We start from the raw sequence: 20,576 nt of genomic DNA on the forward strand, positions 1-20,576 counted from the left end.
GTATTCGTTTATTCCGTCTCTGTCAGCACAACGGATTGATACGGCAGCAGGTTCAGTTTGCCGTCCTTGATCTCCGGCGTTTCCACACTGCCGAATACGACTTCTCCTTCCGCCAGCGGAAGCTCCAGCGAGCCGCCGTAATTGTTCAGCACGAGCAGCGTCCGTCCTTCGAAGCTTCGGCGGTAAGCGATAAGCGACGGATATTCGGTCAGAGCCGGTTCGAAGCTGCCGAAAGCCAGCACGTCGCTCCATTCCTCACTTTTTCTGAACGCGATCAGTCCCTTGTAATACGTCCGGATCGAGGAGGCATCGGCCTGTGCTTTCTCCGCATTGACTTCACGATAGTTCGAATGAACCGGCATCCAAGGGGTTCCTGTCGTAAAACCGCCGTGCTGCTCCGCATTCCATTGAAACGGCGAGCGGGCGTTATCGCGTCCGTAATCGTTCAGCTCCTGAAGCATCTCGTCCTCGGAACGTCCCTGCGCCAGCCCTTCCTTCCATTGATTCAAAGCAGACACATCCTGGAACTCGCCGATTCCGCTTCTTATGCTGTTTGTCATGCCGAGCTCCTGCCCTTGATAAATGAAAGGCGTACCCCGAAGCAGCATATAGGTCGTCGCCAGGCAGGCCATACTGTCCCGGCCGTGCTTGTCTTTATCGAGGAATTTGTCCGGGCAGCGCGCCTGATCGTGGTTCTCTAAGAAAATGGCGCTCCAGCCGTGCTCCTGCGTGTGCAGTACGCTTTCAAACATCCGGCTGCGCCAAGCGGACACGGAATCCGGATCGCATTTGACCGAGACGCCTTTCATGTGATCCCAGTTAAAATCGAAAATCATCGAGAAATGTCCGTCCGGTCCTGCGTACTCGGCAAACAGCTCCGGCGAAACGCCCGGCGCTTCCGCTATGGTAACGGCATCGTATTTGGCAAACGTTTCGCGCTTCAATTCCGTCAGGAATTCGCTGATCCCCGGATAGCTCTGGAAGTTCTCGATTGGGTACAAAGCGCCGTCTTTCGCATCTCCGGAAGCAAACGACAGATCCTTTTTGATAAAGGTGATCGCATCGATCCGGAATCCTCCGACACCTTTGTCCAGCCACCAGTTAATCATGTCGTACAGGGCTTGGCGCAGCTTCGGATTTTCCCAATTGAGGTCCGGCTGTTCTTTTGCGAACGTATGCAGATACCATCTTCCGTCCTCAGTCTGAGCCCAAGCCGAGCCGCCAAAGTTGGACCGCCAGTTGTTTGGAGGCTGTCCGTCTTCCGTGTGCCGGAAGTAAAAGTATCCCGCTTCTTCCGAATTCGGATCCTTCAGCGCACGCCGGAACCACTCGTGCTCATCCGAGCAGTGGTTAAGGACCAGATCCAATACGATTTTGATTCCTTTTTGCCCGGCAGCGGCAATCAGTCCATCGAGTTCTTGGTCTGTTCCGAACATCGGGTCCACACTCCGGTAATCCGCTACGTCATAACCGTTATCTACCATGGGCGACCGAAAAATCGGACAAACCCACAGCACGTCGATTCCAAGTTCCGCCAAGTAGTCCAGCTTCTCGATAATGCCCGGCAGATCGCCGATTCCGTCTCCGTTGGAGTCTTTAAAACTTTGCGGGTAAATCTGATATACGACCGACTTCTTCCACCATTGATTGTCCATAAGTCCCTCCATCATCTTAGTGGAACTGTTCCACATATATGCAAAAAAATTTAAGTATGGCTTTGAATTCGGTTTCACAACTGCTTACTTAAAACGTCCCGGCTTTGAAATGGAACTGTTCCATAACTTTGTGCGCTCATCCGATTTCGGCGAACTATATGGAACTGTTCCAGTGGAGTTAAGAATACTCCTGTCCATTTAAAAGGTCAATCTTTTTTTGTGGAACAGTTCCTTAAAATAATTCGACCGGTTTAATATGTGCTCAGTTCGTCGTTTCTCCTTTGACCAGCGTCACCGGAACGACGATTTGTTCCTTCGCCAACTGCTGCCCGTTAATCCGTTTTAGCAGTACGGCCACTGTCTGCCGAGCAATGGTCCGTACATCCTGCACGATCGCGGTAGGGGCCGTTGAGTTAAAAGAAGTGACGAAAGTTCCGTCGTAAGCGATAATGCTCAGCTGCCCCGGCACGTCGATGCCAAGCGATACGGCTGCTTTGAGAAATGCCGCCGCTTGAAGGTCGGATGCCAGTACGCCATCCACGTCCGGATACGCGGCCAACATCTGTCTGGTCAATTTGTAGCAGCTTTCATAATCTGTCGTATCGTCCCAGGAGACTTCCTCACGGATCGTCTCGACCCCGTGCTCCTGCAGATAGCGATCGAGCGCGTCGTCGCCTTCATGCGACTGCAGCCGATGCTGTCGGTCGCCGACCGTATGCAGGACTTTACGGCAGCCGCATTCGAGAAACTTCTGCGCGGCCAGCTCTCCGCCTTGTCGATGATCGGAACTGACGACAGGAATACCGGCCACGATTCGATCCAGGAAAACGATCGGCTTCTCCAGCTTCGCATAATTCTCATCGGGTAGTACAGCCGCACCGTCGATCACGCCGTCAAACAGATTCCGTTCCAGCGTATCCAGGTATTCTCTTTCTCTTTGCTCGTCTCCGCCGGTGCTGCATAGCATCATGTTATAGCCGAATTTGCGCAGTTCCAGCTCCAGATGATTCCACAACGACGAGAAAAAGGGATGGATCAATCCGGGGGCCACTACCCCTATGATTCCGGTACTCTGCCGGTATAAATTGCGAATCCACTGATTCGGCACGTAATCCAGCTCGGCTACGGCCGCCTTGATCTTCTCCCGCGTTTCTTCCGCCACATAGCCGCTGCTGTTCAATGCTCTCGATACCGTGCTCGGCGCGACCTGCGCCAGCTTGGCCACTTCCCGTATGCTCGCCATGCCCTAACCTCCCGCTTTCTTTTCCGTTCATTCAATCGGGAACCAGTATAGCAGGTGAGGAACTGTTTCACAAGACACGGAAAGTTAGCCTGTTTATGCGAAAAAACTTGCGAGAGAACCTCTCTCGCAAGTTTGGACTTCGATTTTCCGCCTACGGACAGAGCGTCGCCCACAGCATAGCCAACCCGTTCGCCGAGCGAAACTTCCCCCCTCGGCGGATAATTATCGACTTCGCTTTCATTCAAACGCGTTCATCTCATACTCTCCCTTCGGTCTGGGAAAGATGGGGGAAGGATTGGACGCAGGAGGCGATATAGGGTATTCCGTTCTAGGAGATTTATTTCCAAAAACATGTTTAAGATTACACAACTTGCTTTAAACGATCAGACTCATAAAGTTGTTCATTTTCACTCGGCCGGATAAGCTTATCGAACTCCCCACTCCAAAGGATCGGAAATAAGCAGAGCTTCTTTAAAACGTTTTATTTTAATGCGAAACTTATAGGTTTTCTAATAAAATCACATACTTGAACGAGAAGGAACCAATTTCAGCAGATGACCGGAAGTCGAAAAATCCGGATCCGGCTCAATCTGCTCGTACTCGCCGGAATTGGTAATGACGATCATGACCGTAGGATCGTAGCCGGCCGCTTTGATCTGTTCCAAATCGAACTCGACCAGTTTATCGCCCGCATGGACTTTTTGATTATCCGTAACCAGAGGACGGAAGTATTGACCTTTGAGCTTGACGGTATTGATTCCGATATGAATCAGCAGTTCCGTCCCGGAATCGGATACAAGCCCAATCGCATGGCCCGTCCGGTATACGCTTGTAATCGTTCCGCTGACAGGTGAAATCACGAGTCCTTTTGACGGGATAACGGCTGCGCCTTTGCCCATGGCTTCGGATGCGAAGACTTCATCGTTCACACGGCTTAAAGGGACGACTTCCCCTGCCACCGGAACTTCAATAACGTTAGGATTATAAACGGTAACAGGCGGTTCCAACGCTTTGCGGGGAAGGCCGAAGAAGTACGTCAAGATCGCGGATCCGAAGAACGCGATCAACAATCCAATCACTTCTCCGATGAACCCCTGGCCCAAATAGGTCGGAATAGCGAGCAGACTCGGGAACGTGAACGTTGAAGCGTGAACTTCGAACCCCCCGATTACCGCACCTCCGATCCCGGCCGCAATCATTGCGCAGTAGAACGGACGCTTCAATTTTAACGTGACGCCGTAGATAGCGGGCTCGGTTATGCCGAAGATTGCGGTAATCGCCGCAGAACCGGACAGCGCTTTGAGCTTGGGATCTTTCGTTCTCAGGAATACGCCCAAAGCGGCACCCGCCTGGGAAAGTACCGCGCCGCAAACGATAGGCAGCCATTGGTCGTAACCCTGGTTGGCGACATTGTTAATCATCAGCGTAATCAGAGCCCAATGGACACCGAAAATCACAATGGACTGATGGAACGCTCCCAGGATCAACCCCGCCAGCAGCGGCGAAAATCCGTACACGGCAAGCAGAACCCATGCGAATACGTTGCTGATCTGCGTTCCTATCGGGCCGATTACAATCAGGGTCAGGGGAAGCATAACGACCAAGGAAAATAGGGGAGTCAACATATTGCGAACAGATTCAGGGAATATTTTGTTCAAAATCGGTTCCAAGTAAGACAGGCCCCAGATCGCCAGCAAAATTGGAAATACCGAAGAGGTGTACGTGATCGGGACGATCGGAATCCCGAAGAAGTCGAGCGCTTGCGAATCCGCCACCATTTGAACCAGCGAAGGATGAATAAGCGCGCCGGCCAAAGACACCGCGACAAACGAATTTACTTTTAGTTTTTTTGCGGCAGTAAAAGCAAGGAAGACCGGCAGGAAGTAAAAGATTGCATCACTGGCCGCGTTCCAGACTTTGTAAGCGCCTGCATTTGTGGAAAGCCAATTCATGCTCGTTAGCAGCGACAGCAGACCTTTCAGAATTCCCGCACCGGCCAGAGCGCCGAGAAACGGCGTAAAGACGGCCGAAACGAAGTCCATCAGTTGGCTGATTGGATTGAATTTGCCTTTTTCCTTTTCCTTTTCTTCTTCGCTCCCTGTAGCGTGTTTGCCCATTCCCGGCAGCGAAACCAGCGCCTCGTATACCTGGGCCACTGAATTTCCTACGACGACCTGGTATTGCCCCGCGCTGTCCACTACCGTAATAACGCCATCCGTACTTTCGATTCTGCCGGTATCGGACAACTTTTTATCGTTCAGCTTAAATCGGAGTCTCGTAGCGCAATGCCAGACCGCATTGACGTTTTGCTCGCCGCCGACGCCTGCCAAAATTTCCTGTGCCAATCTTCGCGTATCCATTTTAATCCCTCCCGAAAATAAACCCGGAACACCTGATGAATTTTCTCGAACGCAATGGGTTCCGGGATTTTGTTTTATGCTGAATGTGTTGTCATTTAAAGATTCGAAAGATCGGTTCCGTTGGAATCGATCACCCGCTGATACCAGAAAAAGCTGTCTTTATAATAAAATTCCCCGCTTCCCTTTCCTTCATCGTCGTAATCGACATAAATAAATCCGTATCGTTTGCTCATTTCCGCCGTTCCCGCACTGACGATATCAAACGGTGCCCAGCTGCAGTAGGCGAACACGTCCGCCCCTTCGCGAACGGCTTCCTGCAGTTCCGAGATATGCTCCCGGTGATACTGAATCCGGTAGTCGTCGTGCACTTGGCCGTCCGGGGTCAAACGATCTTTGTAACCGATTCCGTTTTCGGCAATCATCATCGGCACGCGGTAACGATCCCAGTATTCGGAAATACAGAAGTACAGTCCGCTCGCATTAATCGACCAGCCCCAACGGTTAGCTTTCAAATGAGGGTTTTTCACGGTTGTATTAGGATCCATCGTGTTTTCGCCGGCTTTAACTGTGTTAGACCAATAATACGACACTGCCAAAAAGTCGGCCTTATGACTGCGGATCACGGCTTGATCCGATTCTGTAATATCCAGTTTAATGCCGTGATCTTCAAAATAAGTCCGCGCATATTCCGGGTACTCTCCTCTAAGCAGAACGTCACTGTAGAAAAATTGCATGCGGTTTCTTCGAAAGTTCAATTTTACGTCCGCGGGATCGCAGGAATAAGGTACCGTTAGACTATCCGCGAGCATCATTCCCATTTGAATATCCGGATTAAGCTCGTGCGCAAATTCCGTCAGTTTCGCCGAAGCGACGAATTGATGGTGCACCGCCTGGAATTTCAATTGTTCGTAATGTTGCGCTTGATCGGACAAAAGACCGAGCGAAGCGAACGCTTCCTTATGAATCAGATTAATTTGATTGATTGCGATCCAGTACTTCACCGCATGCTGGTAACGCCGCAGAACCGTTTGACCGTATTTAACAAACAAGTCGATCACTTTGCGGTTAGCCCAGCCTCCGTAAGAGTCAATCAAGTTCAGAGGCATTTCGTAGTGGAAAATGGTTACGATGGGTTCGATCCGTTTTTCTTTCATGTAAGCAAATAGTCGATCGTAAAAAAGAAGCGCCTCTTCATTCGGTTCGGCGTCGTCTCCGTTGGGGAAAATCCGGCTCCAGGCGAGCGACAAACGAAGCGTTTGCGTATGCATTTCGGCTAGCACGTCGATATATTCCTTATAACGGTCGTAAAAATGAACCCCTTGACGCTTGGGATAGATATAAACTCCGTCTTTAAATTTGCGGTAACCCGCCGAATCCAGATTGTTGAAATTCAGTTCCGTGGGACTAGCATCCGGCAAAAAAGGCTGAATATCCGCCGTGCTCATCCCTTTTCCATCTCGACCAAATGCGCCTTCGGCCTGATTCGCCGCAATGGCTCCTCCCCACAAGAAGTCTTTTTTCATTTCTTCTCCTCCTGTCCGGCACTTGCAAAACCGATTAGAATTTTTGGATAATAACAACTCCCGCAATTACCAAGAAAGCACCCAATAAGCGCGGTCCGCTTAAACTATGTACGCTGGCTCCGATTAGTCCGAAATGATCGATAATGACCGATATGATCACTTGGCCGGCCAACACGTAGCCGACTGTCGCGGCTACGCCGATTCGAGGCATTAGAATGGTTGTCGCCAATACGTAAAAAGCGCCGAGCAGTCCTCCCGTCCACATCCACGCCGGAGCTTCCAACCATTCTTTTCTCACCATCGAACCTTTTGAGAAAAGAGACAAAAGCGCCAAAGAAAGCGCTCCTATCGCAAATGAAATCGTCGATGCCGTGATCGGCGAACCTACTACCGTTCTCAACTGCGAATTGACGCTGAATTGAGTGGGTAAAGCCATACCGGCCAAAAGCGCAAACAATACGAAAAAAACGCCCATAGCTTGTTTTCTCCTTCTTCGAAGACTTGATTATCCGGCATTGATTAGCTGCTGACAATCCGAGTATAATTTACGTAAAGAAATAAGTAAAATTAATAATACATATAGGAGGTATATCAAATATTTATATGAATATTAATCATGAACTTTACAAAATTTTTTACATAACCGCTAAAGCCGGCAGTATGTCCAAAGCAGCAAAAGAACTTTTCACCTCCCAACCGGCTGTGAGCCAGTCCGTCAAATTATTGGAAAGCAAATTGGGAGAGCAGCTGTTTCACAGAAAAGCCCAGGGAGTCGCCCTGACCCAAGAAGGGAAAATTCTTTTTCAATACGTGGAACAAAGTTATGAATTGCTGCAGGCGGCGGAACGGAAGTTCGGCGAGCTGAAAAACCTGACGGCGGGCCAACTGCGAATATCCGCAAGCACGACGGCATGCAGCAGCTTTCTGATGCAGCATCTCGAAACCTATTCCATCGCTTATCCCGGTGTCGAAATCTATATTAAGGATCAGTCTACCCGCACAACCATCAAACAATTGGAGTCCGGCGAAATCGATATAGGCATTATTAACGCTGCCGGAAAACCCGATCATTTGAAAGTAATCGGCGAAATCGAAATACAAGATTGTTTCGTAGTAGGGGAAAGATTCAAGGGCCTGCGAGGAAGACCAATTGCCTTGCGTGAATTAACGGAGAATTATCCCATGAATTTGCTGCAGAAAGGACTCAACACCAGAACTCATATCGATAATTTTTTTGCTTCATGCGGAGTACCCGTCATGCCCAAAGCCGAATTGAGTACAATGGAACTTTTGATCGAATTCGCAAAAAAAGGATTTGGGGTATCTTGTGTGATCGAGGACTTCGTTCGTGAAGATTTGGAGCAGCGGCAGCTGTTTGTCGTACCAATCCAAGAGAAAATACCTAAAAGATTTTTAAGTATCGTAATTAAAAACAACTTCCCTTTATCATCGGCGGCACAGAAATTCATCGAACTTTTTAATCAAGATTCGGATGTTTCGATTGGGTCAAGAAAGAGATAACCAAGCGCTAAAACGGTGGTCTTCCGATTATGCCGACGTAAGAAAAGCTCTGATGCCCAACCCACTAGAAGCAAGGACTGCCGGAGCTCCTGGCCACCCCGCTATTCGCTTATCCGGTCTCGACTTAGACACTTTTAACGATAATTCTAATGTTTTTCGCACCCCCTTTTCCTTCCGGCTTCATCCTCTGTTCTCTAACGCATTACTCCGCAAGTTCGCAGGGAAGGTTGAAGTCCGGCAAATAGCATCAAAGAGCAAATTTTAGGGATTCGCTATAGAATTGCTTACACGAAATCTAGCGCTGCCCAGACAATCCATTGTACAATCCTTCATAACTTCTTATAGAATTGTGAACTTGTCCAGGTGTTAACTTCAACGTAAGCCGAATACGACGGATTAATGATTAACTTTATTTCATCCTATCTTCTCAACTTATTAAGAAGAACAAAAAAAGCTACGCTCCCATAAGGTGAAAGTAGCTTTTTTAAATACGATTTTAAAGAATAAATTCTCTGCGTACCCAATCCGTCCCGACTTAAAAATCAGCTTACTCCAAGCCCCGCCGCGTAAGCAGCGCCACGGCCTCCACATGCACCGTCTGCGGGAACATATCCACCGGCTGGACCTTCACCGTCTTGAACCCGCCGTCTTCCAGCACGCGCAGGTCGCGAGCGAGCGTCGCCGGGTTGCACGAGACGTACACCACCCGTTCCGGCTTCATCTCGATGATCGTCTCCAACAGCCGGATATCGCAGCCTTTGCGCGGCGGATCGACGACGATTACGTCGGGCGTGATGCCCTGCTCCCGCCAGCGCGGAATAACGTCTTCGGATGCGCCGACTTCAAACTCTGCATTCGTGATGCCGTTGATCTCCGCGTTTTTCCGTGCGTCTTCGATCGCTTCCTTGACGATCTCGACGCCGTAGACCCGCTTCGCTTTTTGCGCCAGGAACAGCGAGATGGTGCCGATGCCGCAGTAGGCGTCGATCACGGTTTCCTGCCCGGTCAGGCCTGCATATTCCAGCGTTTTGCCGTACAGCACTTCCGTCTGCGCCGGGTTGACCTGATAGAAGGAACGGGCCGAGATCGCGAACTTGATCTCCCCGATGTAGTCGTGAATGACTTCTTCGCCCCACAGCACAGTGGTCACATCGCCAAAGATGACGTTCGTCTGGCGCATGTTCACGTTGTGGCAGATACTTTTTACGCCGGGTACGCGTTCTTGGATCGCGGCGATCCACTGCTCCGCCTTCGGCAGACGTTCGCTGTTCGTGACCAATACCACCATCTTCTCGCCCGTCGCAAAAGCCACCTTGACGACCACGTGGCGCAGCAGACCGCGGCCGGTCTCTTCATCGTAAGCGGGGATGCCCAGCTCGCGGCCGATCGCTTTGACGGTCTCGACCATCTCGTCGTTGGCTTCGTGCTGAATGATACACGTCTCCATGTCGACGATGCGGTGGGTGCCGCGCGCGTAGAACCCGCCGATCAGGCGGTCGTTCTCTTCGCCGATCGGCACCTGGGCTTTGTTGCGGTAGCGCCACGGATCGCCCATGCCAAGCGTCGGCGGCACGAGGACGCCAAGCGAACCGCCGTCGGCTGCGGCCGATCCGCCCGATGCCTCGCCTTCCCCTGCCGCGGAATCCGCTTCGGCCGGTGCGGCCAGCGTTCCGGCTTCGGCGGCCGGACTGCCCGCTTGTTCTTCCGCATTCCCGCGGCCTTCGCCGCCGCCGAAGCCGGTCGCTTCGAGCGCCGGAAGCGGCTGCCCGGTGGAAGCCTCTTCCGCGTATTCGGCAGTTTGCTCGGCGCCGAACGTCCGCACATTCAGTTTCCCGATCCGCTGGAGGCTGTCCGCAACCTGCTGCCGCTTCCATTCCAGCTGCGCCGCGTAATCCAGATGCTGGATCTGGCAGCCGCCGCAGCGGTCGAAGATTTCGCACGGCGCTTCGACGCGGCTTGGGCTTTTCTCGAGCAGCATTCCCATTTTGGCGTACCCGTACTGTTTTTTGGTATTGATGACTTTGGCCGAGATCTTCTCGCCCGGCAGTGCCCCGGCTACGAACAGCGTATAGCCTTCCGCCCGGCCGACGCCTTCGCCGTTATGGTTCATGCCGATAATGTCGAGGGTAACTTCGTCGTTCTTGGCGACCGGCAGACCTTCGATTTCTTCTTCCGGACGTGCCCCGCCTCTTCCGCGACCGGTGTTCGTCCGGCCCGCGCCGCCGCGGCTGCGTCCCGCAGACGCTCCCATAGGCGGCTTGCTTTTGCCTCCGCGTCCCTGCCCGCCGCTTTTGCCCGTACTGCGCCCGTTGTTGTTTTTGTTCATTCTATTCACTTCTTTCGCTTATATTCATGAAGGAGATGAGCTCAACGTTAAATTGCCGAAAAAGAAACCTGGCCCGCCTGTTATCGTTAGTTCGGACACAATCCCGCGTCCTGCGTATCCCGAAAAACAACCTAGCCTCTTAAGCCTGTTTTTATTGGCCTTTTACATTTTTTCGGACACGCCAAAAAGGAGGATGCCCTCCGCCCGGCCTGATGCTCTGCCGCCGGACGCGGTTCTTCCTCCCGTATTGTAACACGTTATGTGCGGCGGGACACGATTTTCGTCCGCGCCAAGGCGGCATCCAAGCCGAAGACCGCAGCCTCTGCGTGTCTTCGCGCCGGAGCCTGCCGCCCGTTCTTAAGCAAACACCCGCAGATGCTGCGGCAGCACTTCGAACACGCCCGGCAGGCGTCCGCCCAGTTCGCCGTCCAGGTTCAGCAGCACGTCGTTCGGCGAAGTCACTTCCAGCCGCTTCGTGCGGAAATAGATCACGTTCGGATCGTTGAAATGATCGCCGCGCTGCGCCATCGAGACGACACGGATGAATTCGGCGAGATTGCATTTTTTGAGCAAAATGACATCCAGCAGCCCGTCGTCGATCCGCGCATCCGGCATGAGACGTTCGAATCCGCCGACCGAATTGGTGTTGCCGATCAGGAAGACCATGAATTCGCCTTCGATCTCGCCTTGGCCTTCCGCTTCGATCTTCAGCTGCATCGGACTCAGGTTGACCATCTTCTCGACGCCTTTGAAATAATAAGCGAGCTGGCCGATCATCGTCTTCAGACGGCTCGGCACCTCGTACGTCAGTTCCGTCAGCGAGCCTCCGCCCGCGATATTGATGAAATAACGATCGTTCGCCCGTCCCACGTCGATCGGACGCGATTCGCCGCGCAGCACGAGATCGCAGTAATCTTCCCATTGACGCGAAATGCCGAGCGCACGCGACAGGTCGTTCGTCGTGCCGAGCGGAAATACGCCGAGATCCGGCCGATGTTCCTGATTCGCCAGACCGTTGACCACCTCATAGATCGTACCGTCTCCGCCCGCGGCGATGACGATATCGTAACCGCGCCGCGCCGCATCGATCGCCGCAAGCGTCGCGTCGCCTTCTCCCGTCGTCGCATGCACGGTCGTCTCGATCCCGCCTTCGTCAAGACGCTGCAAAATATCCGGCAGCCGGCGCCGCATCTCTTCCCGTCCGGACGTCGGATTATAGATCAGCCTCGCTCTTCTCATCTTTCAAATTCCACCTGTTCCTTATAAGTTCTTGCCGCCAGGCGCTTCCTTCTCTTCCGCAGGCCCGGTCAAACGGGCTGCATCGGTCCGGGACGCCGTATCCGGCTTTCGATTACAACTCGAAGCGAAGGCCGCCGCTGTGCGGAACCTTCGCTTCATAGAGAATTAGATCCATTTGTCATGCCGCCGCGCCGAATCTACCCGCCCGGCGCTTTCCCGCAAGCTATTACTCTGCGGTATCTGCGGTATCAAGGCCGGCCAGCAGCGTTTCGGCCTGCCGCTCGATCCAGGCCGGCAGCAGCGGATGGGGCAGCAAAGCCTCGCCCGTGTAACCGTAATCCAATCCTTCCAGCTTGCGCGGAATGACCGTCTGCAGGAAGTAACCCGTGCTCAGGAACAGCGGAGCGATCAGCACGCGCCGGCCTTTGGAGATCCATTCTTCGGCTTTGGCCCGCACGCTGTCGGGATTGAGCAGCGCATAATCGCACAGCAGTCCGCTCGTCTCGCCGACGCGCTTGGTCAGAGCCGAAGCGCCGGCTTCCCAGCGCTGACGGAATCCGTCGTGAATACTGCCGTGTCCGACGAGCAGGATCACTTCCCGCTCCGGGTTGACCGAAGCCGGCGAGACCTTGTCCCAGACCATGCGGGCTACATCCGAGTCGTCGCCCATCGGGCGTCCGACGTGCATGCGGGCTTTGATGGCAAACGGTTCGAGATCCGTCTCCCGGTCCGGGGCATCCTTGGTGCCGAGCGCATATTCGATCTCGTCGATATGCGTGCTGCCTTCCGACACGAACAGCATCACGGCCAGAATGTCCGTGACGCCTTCCGCTTCCAACTCGTCGATGCCGTCTTGAATCGACGACCCTTCCACATTGCCCAGAAACGATACCGCGACCGGCATACGTTCCTTGATTCTGACTTTGCCGGCCGCATCGTTAACCGCCTCCACCCATTCGGGCTGAGGCGAACCGTGACTGATAATCAGTGCGCCCGTTTTGTTCGTCATCTTAACGTCCCAGACGCTCGAGCGTCAGTTTGTATCCGTCGTTGCCGTAGTTCAGGCAGCGCTTCACGCGCGAGATCGTCGCGGTGCTTGCGCCGGTCTCGGCTTCGATCTGGTTGTACGTGCTGCCTTTGCCGAGCATGCGCGCCACTTCAAGGCGCTGCGACAGCGACTGGATCTCGTTCACCGTGCACAGATCGTCAAAAAAGACATAGCATTCTTCCAGATCCTTGAGCGTCAGAATGGCCTCGAACAATTGATCGACCGTTTTATCGTTTAACTTTTTCAGCTGCACTGAAAGATCATCCCCTACCGTTTACTGGTACCTTGACCGATAACGATGTTAGGTTACGCCCATCAAAAACCCGCTTGAACCGCGCATGTTTCCGATGAACGAAAACCTCGGATTTGATTCGGCCAAGGTACTAGTTAGTTTATTTTTTACAGCCCTGGAGCGGCGAACCTTGCGGCTTCGAAACGCTTTCTCTGCCGTCAGCCCGTGTCCGAAGGCCCCATGATTTTGGTTTCCTTTATATTGTAGCGGGACAAGTTACTTTTTTCAAGCGTTAACGGTTTCACGCGCCACAGACCGAACGGACAGAAGCGGGCGCCGCTCCGTACTTTTTTCACGTTTCTCCGGAAAGTGTCCGCCACAGGCGAACTTTTCGGATCCATTCGTTCCTGCATTTTCCAGCCGCGGGATCCGGATCCGAATGTCGTCGCGGCGCTTTCCCGCGCTTTTTCCGTCTATTTGAACCAGCCTCTGCGCCAGAACCAGCCGATCATCGCCCCCGCCAGGAACAGCATACCGCCGAGCACGCCGAAATACCCGTATTTCCAACGCAGCTCCGGCATATGCTCGAAATTCATTCCGTATATGCCGGCAATCAGCGTCAGCGGCATGAAAATGGTCGTGATGACCGTCAGCGTCTTCATGATCCCGTTCATCCGGTTGGAATTGAGCGAGATGTAGCTGTCGCGCAGATCGGCCGTCATCTCGCGGTTGGAGTCGATCATCTCGGACAGCTTCAGCAGATGGTCGTAAATATCGGTAAAATAGACCCGGTATTCCTGCGAATCGTCGACGTGCTGCGAATTGATGATCCGGTACAGCAGATCCCGCATCGGCACGATCGTATGATGCAGCTTGAGCAGCCGCGAGCGCAGATCGAATACCTGGGCCAGCAGGCGGTCGACCGATTCCCGGCGGCCTTTTTCCTCCAGATCCGCAAGCTCGTCTTCGACGCCGAACACGCAGGGGAAATATTCGTCCACCAGCGCATCGAGTACCAGATAAGCGGCGGCGACGGGATTGGTTTTCTTGGACGGGTCGACGGCGCGGGTGCGGATCCGTTCCCACGCTTCGTCGATTTCCCGCATGCGTTCGAAATGGAACGTCACCAGAAAGGTGCGCCCGAGAAACATATCCACTTCGCCCGCTTCCTTGCCTCCCTTGCCAAGCGCATGGGTAATCAGAAAAACGTACTTCTCGTGCGGGTCCATCTTGGGACGCTGCACATCGTTGAGACAGTCTTCGATCTCGAGCGGATGAAAATGGAAATAAGTGCCGAGCAGTTCCGTTTCCCGGGATGTGGGAGCCTGGAAATCCGCCCAAAACCATTGGAATTTCAAAGGGTCGAGCTCGGTCAGGGGAATATCGAGATGAACTTGGTGGTCGTGCGTTACCGCAAGCGTCCGGATCAAAGCGGCCGCCCTCCTTCTTTTTCTGCTTGACGCAGCGCTTCGGGCCTCCGGATTCCCGGCCGGCGAAAGCGTCTTATGCCCTGTCTATCGTAAGCCCTGGGCCATCGGGACGCAACGGTGCGCCGCCTCTAGTTTCTCCACAAAATCCATGGACGCTGCAAGCTTAATTTTGTTATACTAATTTTATCAAAAAAAGCAAACAATATTACAAAGCGATGGGTGGAGTTAAGGCTATGCCTTCGTTCAAACGTTCGCTCCGCCTGGTGTTCGGCAAACTCCGGTTCGCCGATATGCGGATGGAGAAAAAGCTTCTGCTGGTCTTCGTGCTGCTGATCCTGCTTCCGCTGTCGGTGATCGGAGGCATCTCGTACAGCAGCTACTCGCGCTCGATCCAGAATAACACGGCGGCCTATTCCCAGAAACTGATCGGGCAGGCCATCGATCGGCTGGACGATTATATCCGCGATATGACCGCCCTGTCCGCCATGCCTTCCTATATGGAGGATTTCAAGAACAACCTGATCCGCTCGAACCGGTATTACCAGCAGTATGCGGCCGCTCCCGGCGAAGAGAATTCGGGCACGGAAGATTATGCCCTGCGGCTGTCGATCCAGCGGGGGCTGGAAGACAACATGAACTTCGTCAACGCGCTCAAAGGCGGCGACAGTTCCATCTATGTGTTCGACAGTTACGGAAACGGATATTCTTCGGCGGCCGGCGGCGGCCTTCGGCTCGATATCCAAGGGAGCTATCGCAGCTGGATGGAGAAGACCCGTGACTCCGGCGGCGAAGCCCTGCTGCTGCCTACGCAGGAGTTCCGCAGCAACCTGCAGAGTACCCGTTATGCGTTTACGGTTGTTCGTAAAGTGATGGACGGTTTTCAGAATACCGTAGGATTGATCGCGGTCGATACCCAGGTCAGTACGCTGCAAAAAACGTTCGCCGAACTCGATCAGGTGACCCAGGGCCGCTCGCTTGTGGTCGATCCGGACGGCGTCGTCATTTACGACAGCGGGATGCAGGGACTCGGCACGAATATAAGCGGCGGCGATTTGTTCTCCCGGCTGCACAGGGCGCGCGGGAGTTTCGTCTATACGCCTTCCGCCGGATCGGCGCTCCAAGCGGGAAGCCAGTTGGTCGTCTACGACACTTCCGAGCAGACGGACTGGAAAATCGTGCTGTCCATCCCGCTCGGCGCTTTGACGCGGGACGCGGCGCACACGCGGAACGCGACGCTTGCGGCCATTGCCGTCGTCACGCTGGTCGCCCTGCTCAGTTCGATCTTCCTCTCTTCGGCTCTCACCCGCCCGCTCGACGGCATGATGCGCTTGATGAAACGCGTCCAGCGGGGCGACTTGAGCGTGCGTTTCGTGGTGCGCCGCAAAGACGAGATCGGCAAGCTCGGCAGCCAGTTCAACTTTATGCTGGTCCGTATCGAAGAACTGATCGCCGACATCTACCGGATCGAGGCCCAGAAGAAAGAAGCCGAGCTCGGCGCCCTGCAGAGCCAGATCAACCCGCATTTCGTTTATAATACGCTTGAAGCGATCCGGATGACCGCCGAGTTGAACGACGATTCCGATTCCGCCGATATGATCTCCATTCTCGGACGCATGCTTCGCTACAGCACCGGCGATCCCGGCGGCGATGCGACCGTCCGGGAAGAATTGGAACATGCCGCCAGATACGTCGATCTGCTGAATTACCGCTATCGCGGACGTTTCCGGCTGAGCGTGAACGTGCCGGACGAACTGCTGGACGAACGCCTGCCGAGACTGACGCTGCAGCCGATTATCGAAAATGCCGCTTATCACGGACTCGACGACAAGCCGCTGATGCGGCTGTCGATCGACGGATTCCGGGAAGCGGGTCTGCTGCACTTCCGGGTCTCGGACAACGGATGCGGGATGGACGAAGCGACGCTGGACAAACTGAACCGGGGAATCGCAGGCGGCCTTCCGGCCCGCAAAAGCGTGCGCGGAGGCGTCGGCCTCAAGAACGTTCACCATCGCCTGGCGCTGCGCTACGGCCGGGGGTGCGGTCTGCGCGTGTCCAGCGAGGAAGGCCGCGGCACGTTCGTCGACCTGACGCTGCCCCCCTGGTCTTCCGGCCCTGCAGGCAGTCTCACGGAAATGGAGGGTGACCATGAAAACTGATACATCCGGTGCATGGACCAAAATAGTACGGACCGTTCTGCGCGTTTCCCTGTGTGCCGCCCTGCTGGTATCCGGCTGCTCCCGGCCAAAAGCCGAAGAAGCGCCTTCCGGCCCTGCGCCGGAACAGACGCGCATTCTGACGGTTCTGACCAACCGGATCGATCTGATCGAGAACGGCGTATTCGACGGGTATGCCGAACGCTTCGAAGCGGATCGTCCCGGCGTGGATGTCCGCTTCGAAGGGCTGTCCGATTACGCCGGCGACGTACTCAACCGGCTGTCTACCCGCGAAGCCGGCGACGTGCTGCTGCTCCCGGTCAATATGCCGAGCAGCCAACTGCCCCATTTTTTCGCTCCGCTCAAAGAAAGTCTGTTCGATGATATGCGATTTGCGGATCTGCGCAAATACGAAGGCAAACATTACGGACTCGCCACCGGTACCGCGACGGACGGAATCATTTATAATAAAAAAGCTTTTCGACAAGCGGGCATCGAGAACATTCCGCAGACGCTGGACGAGTTTTTTGAAGCATGCGCCAAATTGAAAGCTCAAGGCATCGTACCCGTCTATCTGAATTACGGAGCCCAGTGGCCGCTCAAAGAATGGGGAGATATCCTGGTCAACTATTCTTCGGGCGATGCGGGCTACCTGAACAAGATGACCTTGACCGACGAACCCTGGAAGATCGACGGCCGATGGGGCGAGAGCCTTGGGATCGTCCGCAGACTCGTTCGGGAAGGGTATGTCGAAGACCAGCTGTTCGCCAATTCCTGGGAAACCTCCAAAGCGGAGCTTGCTTCGGGCAGCGCGGCGATGTATTTTCAAGGAAGCTGGGCCATTCGGCAGCTGATCGATGCGGGAGCGGTATCCGAAGAGATCGGCTTCTTCCCGTTCCCTTACGATAACAGCGGTTCCTATTACGCTCCGCTCAATCCCGATTATTTCATCGGGGTCAGCAAGTTCAGCTCCGCACCGGATATCGCGCAGGAATGGGTCGAATTTTTCGTCAAAGACTCGGGTTTTGTAGACGATTGGGGATTCCTTCCGGTCGACTCCAACCAGGAACCGAAAATGGAACAGTTTCGCGAATTCCTCTCGTTCAAGCCGACCCTCGTGGAAGGCGTTCAAACGAACGATGCTTTTATCGAATTGGCCGACCGCGCCGACTTCTCGTTCTGGACCGGCGGTTATATGCAGGAACTGATTGCGGCACCGGATCTCGCCCAAGCTTTCGACCGATTGAATGCGAGCTGGGCGGAAGCCCGGTCCGAGTATTTCCATCCATAGACCGGCCGCCCCGCTCAGCCGCGCGGCCGGCACAAAGGAGTAAACCGATGACCAAAAAAATAACGATGCAGCAAATCGCGGATCAGCTCGGCGTATCCAAATTCGTGGTCTCCAAAGCGCTCTCCGGCAAAGGCGGCGTTAGCGAGAGCACCCGGGAACGCGTTATCCAGGCCGCTTCCCAGCTCGGTTACTTCACGCAAAAACGCGGTTACGGCCAGGCCGCCCGCCGGGAGAAAGAACATACTCCCCAGCGCGATCCCGAACGCCAGTCCGTGCTGGTTCTGATGCCGAACGTCCGCTTTCAGACGCGGGAATCGCTGTATTGGGGCCGGATTCTGGACGGGGTCACCGAGACGCTCGAAGAAAAAGGATTCGGCGTCGTGATCGTATCGGAGCAGCGCGTCGATGCCGTCACGAGCGTGCTTAACCCCAGCGGATTTCTCGGTTTGATCGGAATCGGCCAGATTTCGACGCCGCTGCTGCTTGAAGTGCACCGGATCGGTCTGGCCATGGTACTGATCGACCACGAAGATCCGCTGATTCCCGCGGACAGCGTGTTTGCGAACAATACGGATGCGAGTCTGCGCCTGACCAACCATCTGCTCGGCTCCGGCCACCGCCGCCTGCATTTTATCGGCAATTCCGGATTCTCCCGCAGCTTCCGCGACCGCTGGAGCGGTTACCGTTCCGCTCTCGAAGCCTACGGTCTGAAGCCTCAGGAAGGCGACGATCCGATGAACGCCCTGGCCGGTATCGACGACGCCAGTTTCGAACCGGAACTTCGGCAGTGGCTGCTCAAACGCCGCAAACAGCGGACACTGCCGACCGCACTTGTCTGCGCCAACGATTCCGTGGCGCTGACGGCGGAGCGAACGCTCGATTCGCTGGGCATCCGCGTTCCCGAAGACATCTCGCTGACCGGGTTCGACAATATTGAAGATGCCGGACGGGCGCAGCCGGCCCTTACGACCGTGCATGTTCCCAAAGAAGCGTTGGGACGCCGCGCCGCGCTTCGGCTGCTGGAACGGGTACGCGAACCCAAAGCTCCGCTGGAGAAAATCCTCGTCGCTTCGGATCTGGTTCTCCGGGGTTCGGTCGCCGAAATCCCGGCCGCCAAAGAAGCCGCCCTGCCGGGCGAAGCCTGATCTTCCGGCACATCCCGGGTCGAACCGCCGCCCAGACGCACGCAAACAGCCCGGATCTTCCGCATGAAGCGGAAGATCCGGGCTGTTTCTGTGGATAGTCAGATCTGTTTGTATCGGGATCTGTTTGTGCAGGAAACGGGAAGCCTGACGGGCCCTGCCGTTCTCCTTCGGTTCTAGCGGTTCTGCCGCTTCAGGTAAGCCAGATTGCGTTCGATCAATTCCAGCCGCTGTTCGACGCAGGCATAAGAGCGCAGCGGATCTTCCGGAGTATTCGTCACATAGTCGAGCAGCCGGTCGACGCTTGTCTCGGCGACATGGATCCGCGTGTCGGAAGAAGCATAGTAAATATGCACTTCTCCGGCTTCGTTGACGGTGACGCCGTTGCAGAACAGCACGTTCGAGACGTCGCCGACCCGCTCGATCCCTTCGGGCGCCAGCAGATGCCCGCCCGGCCGATGCGTCACTTTCCACGGTTCGGACAGGTCGGACAGGAATGCGTATAGGACATAACGCAGTCCCGCCGCCGTACCGCGCACGCCGTGCGCGATATGCAGCCAGCCTTTGTCGGTCTTGATCGGAGCCGGACCCTGGCCGTTCTTCACTTCCTTTATGGTATGGTAGGCTCGCTCGTCCATAATGATCTCGCGGTCGATCACCGCGTTCTCGATCGTGTCGGACAACCCCCAGCCGATGCCGCCGCCCGAGCCCGCATCGATGAATCCGTCCTGCGGCCGCGTATAGAACGCATACTTGCCGTCGACGAATTCCGGATGCAGCACGACGTTGCGCTGCTGCGCCGAAGGCGTCTTGAGATCGGCCAGCCGTTCCCAGACTTCGAGGTCGCGCGTACGCGCGATGCCGCACTGGGCAACGGCGCTCGACAGATCCGACGGAGCGGCCGACGGATCGCGGCGCTCCGTGCAGAAGAGGCCGTAAATCCAACCGTCTTCATGCTGAATGAGCCGCATGTCGTATACGTTAATATCCGGTTCGGCCGTCTCCGGCATCCGGATCGGACGATCGCGGAACCGGAATCCTTCGGTCGGGCGGTCGCTTTCGGCCGCGGCGAAGAACGATTTGCGGTCGGCGCCTTCGACGCGCGCCACCAGCACATATTTGCCGTTCAAGTAGATCGCGCCCGGATTGAAAGCCCCTCCTACGCCCAGACGTTCCGAGAAGTACGGATTGGTGGCCGGATTGAAATCGTATTTCCAGATCAGCGGGGCATGCGCCGCCGTCAGCACAGGATCGATATAGCGGTCGTAAACGCCGTTCCCGGGTTCCGCTTTGCGGTTCGGCTTGGCCAGCAGCGCTTCATGGCTCCGCGTCACCTTGCGTTTGCGCTGTTCGAACAACGTGTCCGAAGAAGCTCCGGCCGCTTCCAGACGTTCCAGACGCGCCAGCATTTCG

The 20,576-nt window shown here is 55.0% G+C and carries 15 protein-coding genes; 4 read left to right on the forward strand and 11 right to left on the reverse strand.

Translation table 11 applies throughout. From position 1 onward, the window contains the following. Positions 1 to 8: 8 nt before the first annotated feature. The 5 genes from HOP44_RS13230 to HOP44_RS13250 form a co-directional block, all read right to left on the reverse strand. Positions 9 to 1,655, reverse strand: coding sequence for a glycoside hydrolase family 13 protein (locus tag HOP44_RS13230; protein WP_172254067.1), 1,647 nt, complete (start codon positions 1,653 to 1,655; stop codon positions 9 to 11). Positions 1,656 to 1,917: 262 nt separating this feature from the next. Continuing rightward, a complete protein-coding gene (locus HOP44_RS13235) occupies positions 1,918 to 2,898 on the reverse strand; it encodes a LacI family DNA-binding transcriptional regulator (protein ID WP_172254069.1) in 981 nt (326 codons plus the stop codon). Positions 2,899 to 3,416: 518 nt separating this feature from the next. After that, on the reverse strand, positions 3,417 to 5,258 hold the full coding sequence (locus tag HOP44_RS13240) for a beta-glucoside-specific PTS transporter subunit IIABC (RefSeq protein WP_172254071.1): 1,842 nt from the start codon (positions 5,256 to 5,258) through the stop codon (positions 3,417 to 3,419). Positions 5,259 to 5,353: 95 nt separating this feature from the next. Next, positions 5,354 to 6,781 (reverse strand): glycoside hydrolase family 1 protein, encoded by a 1,428-nt coding sequence (locus tag HOP44_RS13245; RefSeq protein WP_172254073.1) that lies wholly within the window; start codon positions 6,779 to 6,781, stop codon positions 5,354 to 5,356. A 34-nt stretch (positions 6,782 to 6,815) separates the two neighbouring features. Further along, complete coding sequence (locus HOP44_RS13250; protein WP_172254075.1) at positions 6,816 to 7,256, reverse strand: DMT family transporter; 441 nt, start codon at positions 7,254 to 7,256, stop codon at positions 6,816 to 6,818. Positions 7,257 to 7,384: 128 nt separating this feature from the next. On the opposite strand from HOP44_RS13250, the gene HOP44_RS13255 reads away from it, so the two are divergent. Continuing rightward, positions 7,385 to 8,302: a LysR family transcriptional regulator gene (locus tag HOP44_RS13255; protein WP_172254077.1), complete on the forward strand. Its 918-nt coding sequence runs from the start codon at positions 7,385 to 7,387 to the stop codon at positions 8,300 to 8,302. A 547-nt stretch (positions 8,303 to 8,849) separates the two neighbouring features. On the opposite strand, the gene rlmD is transcribed toward HOP44_RS13255, so the two are convergent. The 5 genes from rlmD to corA form a co-directional block, all read right to left on the reverse strand. Then, positions 8,850 to 10,628, reverse strand: coding sequence for a 23S rRNA (uracil(1939)-C(5))-methyltransferase RlmD (rlmD, locus tag HOP44_RS13260; RefSeq protein ID WP_343059878.1), 1,779 nt, complete (start codon positions 10,626 to 10,628; stop codon positions 8,850 to 8,852). Between the two features lie 357 nt (positions 10,629 to 10,985). After that, positions 10,986 to 11,867 carry a diacylglycerol kinase gene (locus tag HOP44_RS13265; protein ID WP_172254079.1) on the reverse strand — a complete coding sequence of 294 codons (882 nt, stop codon included), beginning with the start codon at positions 11,865 to 11,867 and terminating at the stop codon, positions 10,986 to 10,988. A 226-nt stretch (positions 11,868 to 12,093) separates the two neighbouring features. Further along, positions 12,094 to 12,876 carry a sirohydrochlorin chelatase gene (locus HOP44_RS13270; RefSeq protein WP_172254081.1) on the reverse strand — a complete coding sequence of 261 codons (783 nt, stop codon included), beginning with the start codon at positions 12,874 to 12,876 and terminating at the stop codon, positions 12,094 to 12,096. 1 nt (position 12,877) lies between these two features. Further along, positions 12,878 to 13,168, reverse strand: a complete 291-nt coding sequence (locus HOP44_RS13275; RefSeq protein WP_141448471.1) for a YerC/YecD family TrpR-related protein — start codon at positions 13,166 to 13,168, stop codon at positions 12,878 to 12,880. 452 nt (positions 13,169 to 13,620) lie between these two features. Further along, complete coding sequence (corA, locus tag HOP44_RS13280; RefSeq protein ID WP_172254083.1) at positions 13,621 to 14,577, reverse strand: magnesium/cobalt transporter CorA; 957 nt, start codon at positions 14,575 to 14,577, stop codon at positions 13,621 to 13,623. A 233-nt stretch (positions 14,578 to 14,810) separates the two neighbouring features. On the opposite strand from corA, the gene HOP44_RS13285 reads away from it, so the two are divergent. From HOP44_RS13285 to HOP44_RS13295, 3 genes are read left to right on the forward strand one after another with little or no spacing between them, the layout of a single operon-like run. Then, entirely contained in the window at positions 14,811 to 16,733 is a 1,923-nt protein-coding gene (locus HOP44_RS13285; RefSeq protein ID WP_172254085.1) for a cache domain-containing sensor histidine kinase, read from the forward strand. Next, complete coding sequence (locus HOP44_RS13290; RefSeq protein ID WP_172254087.1) at positions 16,723 to 18,021, forward strand: ABC transporter substrate-binding protein; 1,299 nt, start codon at positions 16,723 to 16,725, stop codon at positions 18,019 to 18,021. The genes HOP44_RS13285 and HOP44_RS13290 overlap by 11 nt, the downstream gene beginning before the upstream one ends. 47 nt (positions 18,022 to 18,068) lie before the next feature. Further along, positions 18,069 to 19,166: a LacI family DNA-binding transcriptional regulator gene (locus HOP44_RS13295; RefSeq protein WP_172254089.1), complete on the forward strand. Its 1,098-nt coding sequence runs from the start codon at positions 18,069 to 18,071 to the stop codon at positions 19,164 to 19,166. Positions 19,167 to 19,339: 173 nt separating this feature from the next. Here the strand turns inward: HOP44_RS13295 and HOP44_RS13300 are convergent, their stop codons facing one another. After that, a complete protein-coding gene (locus tag HOP44_RS13300; RefSeq protein ID WP_181286074.1) occupies positions 19,340 to 20,572 on the reverse strand; it encodes a glycoside hydrolase family 130 protein in 1,233 nt (410 codons plus the stop codon). Positions 20,573 to 20,576 lie beyond the last annotated feature (4 nt).

The organism is Saccharibacillus deserti (assembly GCF_013618475.1).
Lineage (GTDB): Bacteria > Bacillota > Bacilli > Paenibacillales > Paenibacillaceae > Saccharibacillus > Saccharibacillus deserti.

Bases quoted from the DNA above. Each gene is read 5' to 3' on its own strand.
- HOP44_RS13265 (WP_172254079.1), bottom strand. From the start codon at position 11,867: ATGAGAAGAGCGAGGCTGATCTATAATCCGACGTCCGGACGGGAAGAG.
- HOP44_RS13245 (WP_172254073.1), bottom strand. From the start codon at position 6,781: ATGAAAAAAGACTTCTTGTGGGGAGGAGCCATTGCGGCGAATCAGGCC.
- HOP44_RS13300 (WP_181286074.1), bottom strand. From the start codon at position 20,572: ATGCTGGCGCGTCTGGAACGTCTGGAAGCGGCCGGAGCTTCTTCGGAC.
- HOP44_RS13285 (WP_172254085.1), top strand. From the start codon at position 14,811: ATGCCTTCGTTCAAACGTTCGCTCCGCCTGGTGTTCGGCAAACTCCGG.
- HOP44_RS13235 (WP_172254069.1), bottom strand. From the start codon at position 2,898: ATGGCGAGCATACGGGAAGTGGCCAAGCTGGCGCAGGTCGCGCCGAGC.
- HOP44_RS13295 (WP_172254089.1), top strand. From the start codon at position 18,069: ATGACCAAAAAAATAACGATGCAGCAAATCGCGGATCAGCTCGGCGTA.
- HOP44_RS13255 (WP_172254077.1), top strand. From the start codon at position 7,385: ATGAATATTAATCATGAACTTTACAAAATTTTTTACATAACCGCTAAA.
- HOP44_RS13290 (WP_172254087.1), top strand. From the start codon at position 16,723: ATGAAAACTGATACATCCGGTGCATGGACCAAAATAGTACGGACCGTT.
- HOP44_RS13270 (WP_172254081.1), bottom strand. From the start codon at position 12,876: ATGACGAACAAAACGGGCGCACTGATTATCAGTCACGGTTCGCCTCAG.
- HOP44_RS13230 (WP_172254067.1), bottom strand. From the start codon at position 1,655: ATGGACAATCAATGGTGGAAGAAGTCGGTCGTATATCAGATTTACCCG.
- HOP44_RS13240 (WP_172254071.1), bottom strand. From the start codon at position 5,258: ATGGATACGCGAAGATTGGCACAGGAAATTTTGGCAGGCGTCGGCGGC.
- rlmD (WP_343059878.1), bottom strand. From the start codon at position 10,628: ATGAACAAAAACAACAACGGGCGCAGTACGGGCAAAAGCGGCGGGCAG.
- HOP44_RS13250 (WP_172254075.1), bottom strand. From the start codon at position 7,256: ATGGGCGTTTTTTTCGTATTGTTTGCGCTTTTGGCCGGTATGGCTTTA.